The sequence below is a fragment of the Streptomyces sp. NPDC007991 genome (genome assembly GCF_042958445.1).
Lineage (GTDB): Bacteria > Actinomycetota > Actinomycetes > Streptomycetales > Streptomycetaceae > Streptomyces.
On sequence record NZ_JBIBJD010000013.1, the window covers coordinates 123,324 to 138,521 of the forward strand.

Below are 15,198 nucleotides of genomic sequence, written 5' to 3' on the forward strand. Positions count from 1 at the left end.
TCAGAGCTGTTCCGAGCGCGGCCCGTCACTACAACCGGTGAAGGACTTCCACCCATGACGACGCCCACGATCGAGCTCAAGCCGTCCGCCAACCCGCTCTCCGCCGCAGACCGGGAAGCGATCCTGGCCAACCCCGGGTTCGGCCGCCACTTCACCGACCACATGGTGACGATCAAGTGGACGGAGGGCCGCGGCTGGCACGACGGCCAGCTTGTGCCGTACGCGCCGATCTCCCTGGACCCCGCCACCACGGTCCTGCACTACGCGCAGGAGATCTTCGAGGGGCTGAAGGCCTACCGCCGCCCCGATGGCTCGGTCGCCACGTTCCGTCCGGAGAAGAACGCCGAGCGCTTCCAGAGCTCCGCGCGCCGGCTGGCGATGCCCGAGCTGCCGGTCGAGACGTTCATCGAGGCGTGCGACGCGCTGGTGAAGCAGGACAAGGCGTGGGTGCCGGCGCACGGCGGGGAGGAGTCCCTCTATCTGCGCCCGTTCATGATCGCGACCGAGGTCGGACTGGGTGTGAAGCCGGCCAACGAGTACCTGTTCCTGGTGATCGCCTCCCCGGCCGGCGCGTACTTCCCGGGCGGCGTCAAGCCGGTCTCCATTTGGGTCTCCGAGGACCGCGTCCGCGCCGTCCCCGGCGGCATGGGCGACGCGAAGACCGGCGGCAACTACGCGGCCTCCCTGCTGGCGCAGGCCGAGGCCGCGGCCAAGGGCTGCGACCAGGTCTGCTACCTCGACGCGGTCGAGCACACATGGGTCGAGGAACTGGGCGGCATGAACCTGTACTTCGTGTACGGCGACAAGATCGTCACACCGTCCCTCACGGGTTCCATCCTGGAGGGCGTCACCCGGGACTCCCTGCTCGCCGTCGCCCGTGACCTCGGGTACGAGGCCGAGGAGGGCCGGATCTCGGTCGACCAGTGGCAGCGGGACTCGGAGAACGGGTCGCTCACGGAGGTGTTCGCCTGCGGTACGGCCGCGGTGATCACGCCGGTCGGAACGGTGAAGCGGGCCGGGACGCAGTGGCAGCAGAGCGGGGGAGAGCCGGGCGAGGTCACCCTCCGGCTCCGCCGGGCCCTGCTCGACATCCAGCGCGGCACGGCGGAGGACAAGCACGGCTGGATGCACCAGCTGGGCTGAGCTCCACACCCCCTCCGGGGGTGTCTCGCGGACGCCTGAACGCCTGTCCGGGTTGTACTCGAAACGGCGGATTGACCCTGTGGCTCGTGGTGCTGTTGGCTCGGGGGGCGCCCTCGGCGCGGGGCCGGGGGAGCAGCCTCAACGGGGACACAGGGGGAGCAGCACATGACCAGCACCAGGAGGGCCACGTCCGGCGCGCTCGGCGTGGCCCTGGCCGTCGCGCTCGGCGGCGTCGCCGCACCGCCCGCGAGCGCCGCCGAGGCGGTGCCGTGGACCGAGAAGGCGAGCGTCGCCCCGGACGGCACCGAGGGCAACGGCGACTCCGGCGGGCCGAGCCTCAGCGCCGACGGCCGCCGTCTGGCCTTCGTCTCCAGCGCCGACAACCTCGTCGCCGGTGACACCGACGGCGCCGCAGACGCCTTCGTACGCGACCTGAAGACCGGCACGACCCGGTCGGCCAGTACCGGGGTGGACGTCGGCCCGGTCGGCGACGTCGCCCTCAGCGGCGACGGCCGCTACCTGGCGTTCGCCGCCGCCGGCGGCGACGACGGCCGCAGCCACATCTGGGTCAAGGACCTGAGGACCGGCGCGCTCCAGCGCATCAGGGACACCGTCGACACGGGCTACGACTCCGGCCTGCAGCCCGCCCTCAGCGCCGACGGCCGCTACGTCGCCTTCATCGCCCAGCGCTCGGATCTCACGCCGTCCGACGACGGCTGGGGGCGCGTCTACCGGGTCGACCGCACCAGCGGCGAGGCCGTCCGCGTCAGCCAGGTGCCCGCCGCCGGCGACGGGAAGACGGCCGCGACCAACCCGTCCATCAGCGCCGACGGCAAGCGCGTCGCCTACCAGTTCTTCGTCCCGCACCCGGCCCCGGGCGACTGGAGCGATGCCTACGTCCGTGACGTGCCGAGCGGCGAGCTGTTCCAGGCCGACCGGGCGCCGGACGGGGTGAAGTCCACCGGGCAGAGCGAGTTCCCGCAGGTCAGCGCCGACGGGCGGTACGCCCTGTTCAACTCGATCGACTCGCGGCTCACGCCGGGCGACACCAACGAGGGACACAACGTCTTCATCCGCGACCTGAAGACGGGCGAGCTGCGCCGGATCGACGCCGTCGACCCGGCCGCCTTCACCGCGAATCCGCAGCTCAGCGCCGACAACCGCTACCTGGCCTTCGTCTCGGCCGACCCGGGCGACACGAGCTACACCACCCGCGCCTACGTCCGCGATCTGCGCACCGGGCGCACGGTCCTCGCCAGCCCGGACGCCCAGGGCGGGCCGAACGACCAGGGCGTGTCCGCCCCGGTCATCGACCGGCACGGCCGACGGGTCGCCTTCGGCAGCTCCGCGCCCGACCTCGTCCCGGGCGACACCTACGACAGCTCGCACATCTACGTCCGTCACCTGAAGTGACCGACCGCATCCTGAGACAGGCGTGAGCCGGGCACGGGGGTTGTGCCAGACTGCCCCCGTGCTCTCGTTCGCCATGATTATTGGCAGCAGGCGCGCCGGTCCGCAGTGACCGCCACGTACGACCAGGTACGGGCGGACACCGTCGTCCTCGACCCGCGCGCAGACCTCTCGCACCCGCGAGGGGTTTTTCGCATTTCTGGCCCACCCGCAGTCAGGAGCGAGAGCGCGAGGGAGTATGTGGGGGCGGTGGAGCCGGTCATTCCGGTACGACCGAGTCCAAATCCTCAGGAGCCTTGACACCATGACCGCTACCAGCGAGCTCGACGATTCCTTCCACGTCTTCGACACCACCCTGCGCGACGGCGCCCAGCGGGAGGGCATCAACCTCACCGTCGCGGACAAGCTGGCCATCGCGCGGCACCTGGACGACTTCGGCGTCGGCTTCATCGAGGGCGGCTGGCCGGGCGCGAACCCCCGGGACACCGAGTTCTTCGCCCGCGCCCGGCAGGAGATCGACTTCCGGCACGCGCAGCTGGTCGCGTTCGGGGCTACCCGCCGCGCGGGAGCGAAGGCGGCCGAGGACCCGCAGGTCAAGGCGCTGCTGGAGTCGGGTGCCGAGGTGATCACACTGGTCGCCAAGTCCCACGACCGGCATGTCGAGCTCGCCCTGCGCACCACCCTGGACGAGAACCTGGAGATGGTCCGCGACACGGTGTCGTTCCTCAGGGAGCAGGGCCGCCGGGTCTTCGTCGACTGCGAGCACTTCTTCGACGGCTACCGCGCGAACCCCGAGTACGCGAAGTCGGTCGTCCGTACCGCCTCGGAGGCCGGCGCGGACGTGGTGGTCCTCTGCGACACCAACGGCGGCATGCTCCCGGCGCAGATCCAGGCGGTCGTCGGCACCGTCCTGGCCGACACCGGCGCCCGGCTCGGCATCCACGCCCAGGACGACACGGGCTGCGCGGTGGCGAACACGCTGGCCGCCGTCGACGCCGGCGCGACGCACGTCCAGTGCACGGCCAACGGCTACGGCGAACGCGTCGGCAACGCCAACCTCTTCCCGGTCGTGGCGGCCCTGGAGCTGAAGTACGGCAAGCGGGTCCTGCCCGAGGGCCGGCTGCGCGAGATGACGCGCATCTCCCACGCGATCGCCGAGGTCGTCAACCTCACGCCCTCCACGCACCAGCCCTACGTGGGCCTCTCGGCCTTCGCGCACAAGGCCGGCCTGCACGCCTCGGCCATCAAGGTCGACCCGGACCTGTACCAGCACATCGACCCCGAGCAGGTCGGCAACACCATGCGGATGCTGGTCTCCGACATGGCCGGCCGCGCCTCCATCGAGCTCAAGGGCAAGGAACTCGGCATCGACCTCGGCGGCGACCGCGAGCTGGTCGGCCGGGTGGTCGAGCGGGTGAAGGAACGCGAACTGCGGGGCTACACGTACGAGGCGGCCGACGCGAGCTTCGAGATCCTCCTGCGCACCGAGGTCCAGGGCAAGCCGCTGCGCTACTTCGAGGTCGAGTCCTGGCGCGCCATCGTCGAGGACCGGCCCGACGGCTCCCACGCCAACGAGGCCACGGTCAAGCTCTGGGCCAAGGGTGAGCGCATCGTCGCCACGGCCGAGGGCAACGGCCCGGTCAACGCGCTGGACCGGGCCCTGCGCGTGGGCCTGGAGAAGATCTACCCGCAGCTCGCCAAGCTGGAGCTGGTGGACTACAAGGTCCGCATCCTGGAGGGCAAGCACGGCACCAACTCGACGACCCGCGTGCTGATCTCCACGTCCGACGGCACGGGGGAGTGGGCGACGGTGGGCGTGGCCGACAACGTCATCGCCGCGAGCTGGCAGGCCCTGGAGGACGCGTACACCTACGGGCTGCTGCGGGCGGGAGTGAGCCCGGCCGAGTAGGCGGGCCGGGCGGCCGGCGGCGACGGTGCTTTCCGTGCCGTCGCCGTCAGTGCCGTCACCGCCGGCGGTGTCCTGAAATGCGGACTCCGCCCGATCACCCTTTCCGTGCCGATTCGGGTAGCTTCGAACGTATGAAGGCCGCGTTGGTGCATACCGTCGTACGTGTGTTGATCGTGCCGGTCGTCGCCGTCCTGGCGGTGCTGATGGCGGTGCTGACGGCGGGTGCGCCCGGTGCGCGGGCGGCCACCGGTGTCTCTGGGATCGCAGCGGAACTGCGGCAGAGCCCTGTCTACGTCGATCCGGCCGCTCGCGGCCAGCTGGCCGCGTCGGACGCCGATGCGCTCGCCAAGAAGATCAAGGACGCGGACAAGCCTGTCTTCGTGGCGGTCCTCCCGGCCGGCTTCCCCACGCAGGACCTCTTCCGGAACCTGCGCACCGAGACCGGCATCACCGGCCTGTACGGCATTCGCCTCGGAGACCGGTTCGACGCCCGCGCGGACAGCTCGGTGATGAGCCGCCAGGCGGTGTCCAACCTGGTCACGTCCGTACAGGGCGCGGGCGACGCCAAGGCGCAGCTGAACGACTTCGTCGACGCCGCCCTGCGCAACGTGGGCGGCTCGGCGCCCAGCAGCTGGAGCGACGGCTCGGGCAGTGGCGTGCCGGTCGGCAGCCTGGTCACGGTCGGCGCACTGGTCGCGGCCGGCGGCGCGGGCGCCTACGCGCTGGCCCGTCGCAACCGCCGCCGCCACGAGGAGGAGCAGCGGGCCGCGCTGGAGAAGCTGCGCGTGGTCGTCGACGAGGACATCACCGCCTTCGGCGAGGAGCTCGACCGCCTCGACTTCCACCCCGGCGAACCCGGCGCCGACGACGCGATGCGCGCCGACTACGAACGCGCCCTGGACGCCTACGAGCAGGCGAAGTCCCTGATGGCCGCCGCGACCAGGCCGGAGGACGTGCGGGCCGTCACCGAGGCCGTGGAGGACGGCCGGTTCTCCCTGGCGCGACTCGCGGCCCGCCGCGAGGGCGCCCCGCTGCCGGAGCGCCGCCCGCCCTGCTTCTTCGACCCCCGTCACGGCCCCTCGGTCGCCGACGCCAGCTGGACGCCCCCGGGCGGTGCCACGCGCGACGTCCCTGTCTGCGCGGCCGACCGGACCCGGCTCACGGAGGGCCGGGACCCCGTGATCCGCGAGGTCGACACCGAACTCGGCCGCCGCCCGTACTGGGAGGCCGGCCCGGCGTACGGCCCCTGGGCCGGCGGCTACTTCGGCGGCGGCCTCCTGCCCGGCCTCCTCGTCGGCACGATGCTCGGCAGCATGATGGCCGGCCCCGCCTACGCGTCCGACTACGGCTCCGGCTACGGCGACTTCGGCGGCGGCGACGTCTCCGGCGCGGACTTCGACACGGGCGACTTCGGGGGCGGCTTCGGCGGGGGAGGGGACTTCGGCGGCGGCTTCTGACCGACCGCGCCGGGTACCGGGCCGCGCTCGTCCTGTGGGGTGTCGGGCTCCGGGGCTGTGTTTGTTCTGTGCGGTGTTGGGCTCCGGGTCTGTGTTTGTTCTGTGGGGTGTCGGGCCGAAGCCCGCGTTTGTCCTGTGCGGCGTCGGCCCCGAGGCCCGCGTCCGTCCCCCGTGCGGGACCAGGCCGAGCGCGCCACGGCCAGCCTCGACCCTGGTCCGTCGCCCTGGGTGCTCGGCGCCCGGGCCGGAGTGGTGCCTGACGGCCTCCGGCCCGGGGGCCCCGGGCCAGAGGCCGTGTCGATGGGTCCTTCCCGGTCCAAGGGCCGTGCCCGCTGCCGATGCGCCGGGCGGCGCCCGAGCCGAGGGCGGTGCCCGGCCGTTTCCCCGGCCCAGGGCCCGCTGCCGTGGTCGCCAGGCCCGGCCTCGGTCGCCGCGCTCAGCCCCTGCGTCCCAGCCCGCGATCAGCGCCCGCTCGCTTTTCGGCCCAGAGACCCAACAGCGCCCGAGCCGGGAGAGCCGGGATTCAGGGCCTGGCCACTTCCCGGGCCAGGTCTCTGGAACCAGAGCCGGGGATCAATGTCCCGTCCTTTCCTGGGCCAGGCCCCCGAAACCCGAGCCGGGGCTCAATGCCCCACCCCTTCCCGCACCGGAACCCGCTCCCTCTGTCCCCACGCGACCCCGGCCACCGTGCCCGCCAGGGCGACCAGGGCCGCGCTGACCCACACGGGGGAGCGGTAGCCGAAGCCCGCGCCGATCGCGAGGCCGCCGGCCCAAGGGCCCAGCGCGGCGCCCACGTTGAACGCGGCCGTGGCGAAGCCGCCGGCCAGGGTGGGTGCGCCCGGTGCCGCGTAGAGCACCTGGGAGATCAGCGTGGAGCCGACGCCGAACGACAGGGCCCCCTGGGCGAAGACGAGCGCGAGTGCCAGGACCGGATGCCCGGCCCCGAGCGCCAGGACGCACCACCCCAGGCACACCGCGACCGCCCCGCCGGCCAGGACCCGGACGGGGTGGCGGTCGGCGAACCGCCCGGCGGCGGTCACCCCGGCGAACGACCCGGCCCCGAACAGCGCGAGCACCCCGGGGACCCAGACGCTGCCGAGCCCCGTCACCTCGGTGACCAGGGGCGCGAGATAGGTGAAGGTGCTGAACGTCGCAGCGTTCACGAGGGCGCCCAGCGCCAGCGTGACGACCAGCCGGGGGCTGCGCAGCGACCGCAGTTCACCGCACAGCGCGGGCGGCGCACCTCCCGCCGAACCGCCCGGCACCGACCTCGCCACCGCCACCAGCGCGGGCAGCGACACCAGCGCCACGGCCCAGAACGCCGCGCGCCAGCCCCACAGTCCGCCCAGCACGGCCCCGGCGGGCACCCCGGCCACGCACGCCAGCGTCACCCCGCCCAGCAGCATGGACGTGGCCCGCCCCTTGGCGTCCGCCGGGACCATGTCCACGGCGGCCACGAGGGCGACCGCGAGGAACCCGGCGTTGGCGAGCGCCCCCACGACCCGGGTGGCGAGCAGTACCTCGAAACTGCCGGTGAGAGCACCGGCGACATGGACGGCGAGAAACACCACGAGGAACGCCAGCAGCGCACCCCGCCGCGGCCAGCGCCGGGCGAGCCCCGCCACCAGCGGCGCCCCCACGACCATCCCCACCGCGAAGGCGGAGGTCAGCGCCCCCGCCGCGGGAACGGACACTCCCAGATCCCGCGCGATGTCCGGCACCAGACCGGACAGCATGAATTCGGACGTTCCCTGCGCGAAGACGGCAAGGCCCAGCAAGACAAGAGCGAACGGCATGAAGAAACTCCGCACCCCGAAGTCGACGTCGGACACGACAGGTCGGACGGCTTCCGGCAGCGGAGCGAGCGGGCTCAGCGGCCCGGCATCACGAACAGCCACCGGAGAGCCGGTGGCCGCACTCTGGACGCCTCGGGGCTGGACATGGGGGAGACGCTAGGCGGACCCGGGGGCCCGGGTCCACAGGTTTTCCTCCGGCTCGCCCCGGGCCGCGGTCACGGCCGTGTCCTTCCGGCCGCCACCGCGGTGCACGACCACCACGGCCGCGAGGCAGACGGCCAGGCCGAGCGCGGTCTGCACGCCGAACGGCTCACCGAACACGAGGGCGCCCCAGACGGCCGTGACCGGCGCCATGAGGAACATCAGCGTGTTCACCTTCGTCACCCCGGACCGCTTCAGGATGAGCCAGTACAGCCCGTACCCGCCGAACGTGGACAGCACCACGAGCCAGGCGACGGCCAACCAGAACTCGCCCTCGGCGGGCGGCACGGCGGCCCCCGTACCCAGCGCCAGCACGGAGAAGAGGACGGCGCTGGTCGCGCAGTGGACGGTCAGCGACACCGAGGGAGCCACCCGCGAACGGGACCGGCTCTCCAGAAAGGTGGCCGCGACCAGCGACAGCATGCCGAGCAGCGGGACGGCGTACGCCCACCAGGGCACGCCGCTCCCGGCCGCGGCGTCGGCCAGCGTGACCACCGAGACGCCGCCCAGCCCCAGCCCCAGGCCGGCCCACTGCCGGCCCGAGACGTAACTCCCCAGCAGCGGTCCCGCGAGGGCCCCGGCGACGAGCGGCTGGACCCCGTCGATCAGGGCCGTCGTGCCGCTGGAGACCCCGAGCTGGATGGCGTAGTAGACGCTGAGCAGATAGCCGCTCTGCGACAGCACGCCGATGACGGCCTGCCGGGTCACGTCCCGGGCGGTGAGTCCCCGCCAGGCAGGGCGCGTGATCACGGCGACGGCGACGAGGACGACGGCCAGCGGCAGGAACCGCCACATCAGGACCGTGATCGCGGACGCGCTGCCCGCGCCGAGCTTGGCCCCGATGAACCCGGAGCTCCAGCAGAGGACGAAGGCGACGGAGAGCAGGATGTTCACGGACACCACAACCAGTAGACAGATCGGTATACCCGTTCTCCGCTCACTATACAGATCGGTATACTCGGGTGTCATGGGTACCACCGCCGAGAACCCGCGCCGGATCACGCTGACCCCCGCCGCCCGCCGCGTCCTGGCGGCGGCCGCCCGGCTGTTCTACGAACGCGGCATCCACGCCGTCGGCGTCGACCTCATCGCCGCCGAGGCCGGGGTGACGAAGAAGACCCTCTACGACCGGTTCGGTTCCAAGGAGCAGATCGTCGTGGAGTACCTCGCGGACCGCGACGAGCGCTGGCGGGCCTTCCTCGCCGCACGCCTCGACGCGGCCCCGTCCGAGCCCGGGGAGCAGGTCCTCGCGGTCTTCGACGCCTCGCGCGCGTGGGCGGCGGAGCTCAGCCCCAAGGGGTGCAGCATGGTCAACGCCCACGCGGAGATCAGCGACCCCGCCCATCCCGCCCACCCGGTCATCACCGGGCAGAAGCAGTGGATGCTCGCTCTCTTCACCCGCCTCGCCTCGGACATCGCCCCGGAGCGGGCCGGCGCCCTGGCCCGGGCGCTGATGCTGCTGCACGAGGGGGCGCTCGTCGCGCACGGCCTCGGCATCTTCCCGGACGCCATCGCCCACGCCCGCGAACAGGCCCGCGCGCTCCTCGTACAGCGGACGGAAGGCCGCTAGGCCCTGTCGTCACATTCCCGCCTGCCCGGCGACGCCATGCACGCTCCCCCACTGCCTTAAGGGCGTGGGAGGTGCCCCCACTCGCCGCACCTGACGCCGCGGGGCCCGCCCTTCAGGCGGGCGACGGGAATGTGACGGCAGGGCCCAGGACACGGCAGGGCCCGGCACCGTACGGCACCGGGCCCGCAAGCCGTCGGGGAGGCGGGTCAGAGCGTCGACGCCGCCGAGGCGATGGCGGAGGCGAACGTCGAGACCTCCGTGTAGACGCCGGGGGCATCGGGCCGGGCGCAGCCGTCACCCCAGCTGACGATGCCGACCTGGATCCAGGCGCCGGCGTTGTCCTTGCGGAACATGGGGCCGCCGGAGTCGCCCTGGCAGGTGTCGACACCGCCCGCGTCGAAGCCGGCGCAGATCTCCTCGCCCGCGACGAGGCCGCTGTAGAGACCGCCGTAGGCCTTGCAGGCGGCGTCGCTGACGAACGGCACGGTCGCCTTCAGCAGGTAGCGCTGCTGGGAGCCGCCCTCACGGTTCGCGCCCCAGCCGGCGACGGTGAAGTCACCGGTGTTGTACTGCGTGGTGGTGGCGATCTTCAGGGTCGGCAGGTTGATGGGCTGGGCGAGCTTGATGAGCGCCCAGTCCTTGCCGGTGCCGTTGTAGCCGGGGGCGCGGAGCACCTTGGTGGAGCGGACCTGGACCCGGCCGCTGGTGGACTGGAGGTCGACGACCCCCGCGGTGGCGGTGATGCTCGTGTTGTTGCCGGAGGCGCCCACGCAGTGCGCGGCCGTGAGCACGATCTGCTGGGTGTAGAGCGCCCCGCCGCAGCCCATGGAGAGCCGGACCATGAACGGGAACTCGCCCTGCGCGGCCCGCGTCCCGCCGACGACGGGCGTGGGGGCGGCCTGGGCGGCGGTGACGGGCTGAAGGCTGGCGATCGCGAGGGCGGCGGCCCCGAGGACCGCACATCTCTTGAGGGCCGTGAGCAGTCTCTTCAACGTGATGCCTTCCGTGGGGGGTTGACCGGGGAGGTGCAACCGGAAGCATCAGATTGTCGAGTGCATGTCAGCAGTGAAAGGCGTGATCCGGCCAGAACCGGCCCGGTGACCTTTCACCGGGCCGGCCGAACGGGGCTCACGCGTTCCTGATCGCCGAGATGTCGAAGGTGAGCTTGATCTTGTCGGAGACCAGGACGCCGCCGGTCTCCAGGGCGGCGTTCCAGGTCAGGCCCCACTCGGAGCGCAGGATCTCCGCCTTGCCCTCGAAGCCGACGCGCTCGTTGCCGAAGGGGTCCTTCGCGGCACCGTTGAACTCGAGGTCGATGGTGAGGGGGCGGGTCGTGCCGAGGATCGTCAGGTCGCCGGTGATGCGGTAGTCGTCGCCGCCGAGGGCCTCCGCCTCGGTGGAGCGGAACGTCATGGCCGGGAACTCGTCCGCCTTGAAGAAGTCCGAGCTCTTGAGGTGGCCGTCGCGGTCGGCGTTGCCCGTCTCGATGCTGTCCATCACGACGTCCAGGGAGGCCGTGGACCGCGAGGGGTCGGTGCCGTCGAGGTGGAGCGTGCCCGTGAAGTCCTGGAAGCCGCCCTTGACGTTGGTGACCATGGCGTGCCGGGCGACGAAGCCGATCGTCGAGTGCGCGGGGTCGATCGTGTAGTCGCCGGTCAGGGCGGCCAGCTCCGGGCCCACGGCGTCGGTCGTGGCGGTCTCGGTGCCCTTGCGGCTGAAGATGCTCATGGGGTACTCCTCCTGCGTTCCGCTGGAATGTTGAACGTTGAACTATGTAACGCGACCCACCGTAGACCTATTCCAGTTCAATGTTCAATCTTTTTGGCGGGTATGTCGCGCTGTGGTGCCCATACCGCCGCCTGGCGGCATCGAGCGGCACGCAGGGATGGTCCTGTCGCATCCTGTGCGCAGAGCTTGGAACGGAGACAGCCGAGACCACGGCGGACGTTTACAGCGCAGGGAGACCGACCGATGACACTCACCGGCTCCGGCTCGGCCCACGACCCACCGACGGGCGCCGCCCCACGCCGCCTGGCCGCCCCCGCACCGGCGCGCGAGCACGGGCCGCCACGGCGTCTGGACCGGCGCGTGGCCCTCGTCACCGGGGCCTCCTCGGGCATCGGGGCGGCCACGGCGCGGCGCTTCGCCATGGACGGCTGGCACCTGCTCCTCAGCGGCCGCGACCGGCGCCGCCTGGAGCGGACGGCGTCCGGCACCACGGCCGACGTGCTGCCCGCCGACCTCGCCGCCCCGGACGGCCCGCGCCTGCTGGCCCAGTCCGCGCTGCACACGACCGGCCGGGTCGACGTCCTCGTCGCCGGGGCGGGCATCGGCTGGGCGGGCCCGTTCGCCGCCATGCCGCACACCGACATCGACCGCGTGCTCGCCCTGGACCTCAACGCCACGCTCCACCTCGTGCGCGAGGTGCTGCCCACGATGATCGCGGCCGGGCGGGGCCGGGTGGTGCTGCTCGGCTCCGTCGCGGGCTGCGTGGGCGTACGGGAGGAAGCGGTGTACTCCGCCGCCAAGGCCGCTCTGGCCGCGTTCTCCCAAGCGCTGCGCCGGGAACTGCGGGGCACGGGCGTGGGCGTGACCTTCGTGGTGGCCGGCCCCGTCGACACGCCCTTCCACGCCCGCCGCGGCAGGCCGTACGAGCACTCCCGCCCCCGGCGGATCCCGCCCGGCCGGGTCGCCGGCGCCGTCTGGGAGGCCGTACGCGAGGGCCGCGACCAGGTCTACGTCCCCGCCTGGCTGGCCCTCGCGGACCGCCTCCGCGCCCTGGCCCCGAGGATGTCCGGACACCTGCTGAACCGCCTCGGCTGATCGGTGGCTGGGGCTGCTGGGGCCGTGTCGCGGTTGCGCTGTCGGTGGCCCGGGCTGCTCGGTCCGTGTCCGGGGTGTGCTGCTCGTCGGCTCCGGCGGCGTCCCGGTTGTGCTGCCGGCTGCGGCTGCCCCGCGGCCGTGTCACGGGCGTGCTGCTCTCCGCGGCCGGTGTTGCTCGGGCCGTGTCACGGCTGTGCCGCTCCGCCGCTGCGGCTGCTCCGGCCGCCTCCCGATAGCCGCCCACGCCTCGGCTGCCCCAGCCGGCCTTACCCCTCGGGCCCGTTCCCCCGTTCCGGTCACTCCGGCCGGATCCTCCGTTCAGGTGACCGTCTCCCCGTGGTAAGGCATGGGCATGACTCCCCAGCGTCGCGTCTTCTCCCGCCGTACGGCCGAGGCCGCCGCTCTGCTCCGCCCCGGCCGCCGTGCCCTGCTGCTCGCGGCCGCGGCCCTGGCGGCGACCGGCGGCGCGAGGCCCACGCCCCGCCGCGCCGCCGCGCGGGACGCTGGGGCTCAGGGCCAGGACGCGCAGGGACCCGACGCCCAGGACCCCGGCTCCGACCCGTACGACACCCTCCGCCGACGCTGGCTCGGCATCACCCTCGGCACCGGATACGACCCGTCCGCGCAGCCGTACGCCTCACGCCTCGCCGAGACCGGTGAACTCGCCCGTGCCCTGCACTCGGCCATGGCCCCGGCGGCGGACTCGCTCTGGCCCGGCCACCCCTTCGACCCACCGGCCGGCATCACCATGAGCTACGGCCGCCTGTGGACCATGACCCAGGCCTACGTCCAGCAGGGCACCGGCTCGACCGCCGACCCGGACCTCCTCGCCGCCGTCCTGCGCGGCCTCGACCACCTCTCCGCCACCGTCTACCACCCCGCCACCACTCGCTACGGCAACTGGTGGGAATGGCAGATCGGCAGCCCGCGCCTGCTCATGGACATCACGGCCGCTCTCCATGACCGGCTCGGCGACGCCCGGATCCAGGCGGCCTGCGCCGCTGTCGACCACTTCGTGCCCGACTCGGCCCTCGGCGACTACTCCGGCACGTCCACCGGGGCCAACCGGGTCGACCTGTGCCGCTCCGTCGCCCTGCGCGGCATCCTCGGCCGCGACCCGGACAAGATCGCCCTCGCCCGTGACGCGCTCTCCCCGGTCTTCCCGTACGTCACAAGGGGCGACGGCCTCTACGCCGACGGCTCCTTCGTCCAGCACACCTGGGTCGCCTACTCGGGCACGTACGGCCAGGTCATGCTGGGACGGCCTCGGCCGCCTCTTCGCCCTGCTCGCCGGATCCGGCTGGGAGGTCACCGACCCGAACCGGCAGATCGTCCTGGACAGCGTCGAGCACGCCTACGCACCGCTCATCCACGACGGACTCGTCATGGACAGCGTCAACGGCCGGGCCATCAGCCGCGGTCTCCTCAGCGCCGACGACCGCAAGGTCATGCGCGGCGACCACTTCCACGGACAGCAGCTCATCGCGGCCATCGCGCTCCTCGCGGCCGGTGCGAGCCCGGCGGAACGCGACCGCTGGCACGCCCGCATCAAGGGCTGGATCGAACGGGACACGGTCGCCCCGATCCTGACGGCACGCCAGTTCGGCGTCGCCGACCTGGCCCGGCTGCACGCGATCACCGCCTCGCCCCTGCCGGCCGCCCCCGAACCCACCGGCCACCGCCTCTTCGCCGCCATGGACCGCGCCGTCCACCGCCGCCCCGGCTTCACCGTGAACATCGCCATGGCCAGCGACCGCATCGCCCACTACGAGTGCGGCAACGGCGAGAACCCGCGCGGCTGGCACACCGGTGCCGGAATGGTCTGCTGGTGGGCCGGCGGGGGCGACCAGTACACGGACTGGTTCTGGCCCACCGTGGACTGGTACCGCCTGCCCGGAACCACCGTCTCCACCAAGCGCCTCGCCGACCGGGAAGGCGGCGAGTGGGGCACGGCCCGCCCGGACGCGCGCTGGGTCGGCGGCACCACCGACGGCGAGTACGCCGCGCTCGGCCAGCACCTCAAGGGCCTCGGCTCCACCCTCCAGGCCCGCAAGTCCTGGTTCTGCGCCGCGGACGCGGTGATCTGCCTGGGCGCCGGGATCAGTTGCGCCGACGGCGTCCCGGTGGAGACCGTCGTCGACAACCGCAACCTCGGCGAGTCCGGCAGCCCGACCTTCGCAGCGGGCCCCGGCTGGGCCCATCTGGAGGGCCACGGCGGCTGGGTCCTGCTCGACGGCGAGCCGCGGGCGCTGCGCGAGGACCGCACCGGCGCCTGGTCCGACATCAACACCGGCAGCACGCCGGAGCGGCGCACCCGCCGCTGGCAGACCCTGTGGCTCGACCACGGCACCGACCCGCAGGACGCCACCTACGCCTACGTCCTCATGCCCGGCGCCTCCCGCCGCGCGGTCGCGCGCCGCGCCGCCGACCGCCACTGGCTGTCGATCCTCGCCAACGACGCCGGCCGCCAGGCGGTCAGCCTGCCCTCCCTCGGCCTGACGGCCGCGAACTTCTGGCAGGCCGGCACGGCGGGCCCGCTCACCGCCTCCGCCGGCGCGAGCGTGCTGACCGTCCGCCGGGGCCGTACCGCTACCCTCTGCCTGAGCGAACCGCCCCGCACGGGCGAACCGCTGGAGATCACCTGGAACCGCCCGGTCCGCCGGGTCACCCATGCGGACGAGACGGTCGAGGTGCTCTCCACAGGCCGCCGACTGCGCGTGCGCGTCACCCCCGCGAAGGACTGCGCCACCCACGTCTGTGAGGTGACTCTCGGCTGACGGCTTTGTTCGACCCCCACAAGCCGAACGCCCCCTGAGCAGTCAGAACGGCTGCACTCCGCCATGGTTCTGTTCAGGGGTACCAGGAAAACACGCCGGAGACTGTGAGGAG

At 72.9% G+C, this 15,198-nt stretch carries 10 protein-coding genes and 1 pseudogene; 7 read left to right on the forward strand and 4 right to left on the reverse strand.

Annotated elements, in window-relative coordinates; genetic code table 11:
* Window positions 1-54: 54 nt before the first annotated feature.
* From ACFZDA_RS33165 to ACFZDA_RS33180, 4 genes are all read left to right on the forward strand, one after another.
* A complete protein-coding gene (locus ACFZDA_RS33165) occupies window positions 55-1,143 on the forward strand; it encodes a branched-chain amino acid aminotransferase (RefSeq protein ID WP_391088835.1) in 1,089 nt (362 codons plus the stop codon).
* Between the two features lie 165 nt (window positions 1,144-1,308).
* The gene (locus tag ACFZDA_RS33170) at window positions 1,309-2,556 is read left to right on the forward strand and encodes a TolB family protein (protein WP_391088837.1); all 1,248 of its coding nucleotides are present in this window, start codon (window positions 1,309-1,311) and stop codon (window positions 2,554-2,556) included.
* A gap of 301 nt (window positions 2,557-2,857) precedes the next feature.
* Window positions 2,858-4,462, forward strand: a complete 1,605-nt coding sequence (gene cimA / locus ACFZDA_RS33175; RefSeq protein WP_391088839.1) for a citramalate synthase — start codon at window positions 2,858-2,860, stop codon at window positions 4,460-4,462.
* Window positions 4,463-4,593: 131 nt separating this feature from the next.
* Window positions 4,594-5,919 (forward strand): hypothetical protein, encoded by a 1,326-nt coding sequence (locus tag ACFZDA_RS33180; RefSeq protein WP_391088841.1) that lies wholly within the window; start codon window positions 4,594-4,596, stop codon window positions 5,917-5,919.
* 623 nt (window positions 5,920-6,542) lie between these two features.
* On the opposite strand, the gene ACFZDA_RS33185 is transcribed toward ACFZDA_RS33180, so the two are convergent.
* Together ACFZDA_RS33185 and ACFZDA_RS33190 are read right to left on the reverse strand one after the other, a co-directional pair.
* The gene (locus tag ACFZDA_RS33185; RefSeq protein WP_391088843.1) at window positions 6,543-7,715 is read right to left on the reverse strand and encodes a Cmx/CmrA family chloramphenicol efflux MFS transporter; all 1,173 of its coding nucleotides are present in this window, start codon (window positions 7,713-7,715) and stop codon (window positions 6,543-6,545) included.
* A 156-nt stretch (window positions 7,716-7,871) separates the two neighbouring features.
* Window positions 7,872-8,810 (reverse strand): EamA family transporter, encoded by a 939-nt coding sequence (locus ACFZDA_RS33190; protein ID WP_391089087.1) that lies wholly within the window; start codon window positions 8,808-8,810, stop codon window positions 7,872-7,874.
* A 73-nt stretch (window positions 8,811-8,883) separates the two neighbouring features.
* Here ACFZDA_RS33190 and ACFZDA_RS33195 point away from each other — a divergent pair, with 73 nt between their 5' ends.
* Complete coding sequence (locus ACFZDA_RS33195; RefSeq protein ID WP_391088845.1) at window positions 8,884-9,486, forward strand: TetR family transcriptional regulator; 603 nt, start codon at window positions 8,884-8,886, stop codon at window positions 9,484-9,486.
* A 206-nt stretch (window positions 9,487-9,692) separates the two neighbouring features.
* Here the strand turns inward: ACFZDA_RS33195 and ACFZDA_RS33200 are convergent, their stop codons facing one another.
* Both ACFZDA_RS33200 and ACFZDA_RS33205 read right to left on the reverse strand, forming a co-directional pair.
* Window positions 9,693-10,478: a trypsin-like serine protease gene (locus tag ACFZDA_RS33200; protein WP_391088848.1), complete on the reverse strand. Its 786-nt coding sequence runs from the start codon at window positions 10,476-10,478 to the stop codon at window positions 9,693-9,695.
* Between the two features lie 136 nt (window positions 10,479-10,614).
* A complete protein-coding gene (locus ACFZDA_RS33205) occupies window positions 10,615-11,214 on the reverse strand; it encodes a YceI family protein (RefSeq protein ID WP_391088850.1) in 600 nt (199 codons plus the stop codon).
* Window positions 11,215-11,457: 243 nt separating this feature from the next.
* On the opposite strand from ACFZDA_RS33205, the gene ACFZDA_RS33210 reads away from it, so the two are divergent.
* Together ACFZDA_RS33210 and ACFZDA_RS33215 are read left to right on the forward strand one after the other, a co-directional pair.
* Window positions 11,458-12,309 (forward strand): SDR family NAD(P)-dependent oxidoreductase, encoded by an 852-nt coding sequence (locus ACFZDA_RS33210; RefSeq protein ID WP_391088852.1) that lies wholly within the window; start codon window positions 11,458-11,460, stop codon window positions 12,307-12,309.
* A 352-nt stretch (window positions 12,310-12,661) separates the two neighbouring features.
* Window positions 12,662-15,086, forward strand: a pseudogene (locus ACFZDA_RS33215) (polysaccharide lyase 8 family protein).
* Window positions 15,087-15,198: the final 112 nt, after the last annotated feature.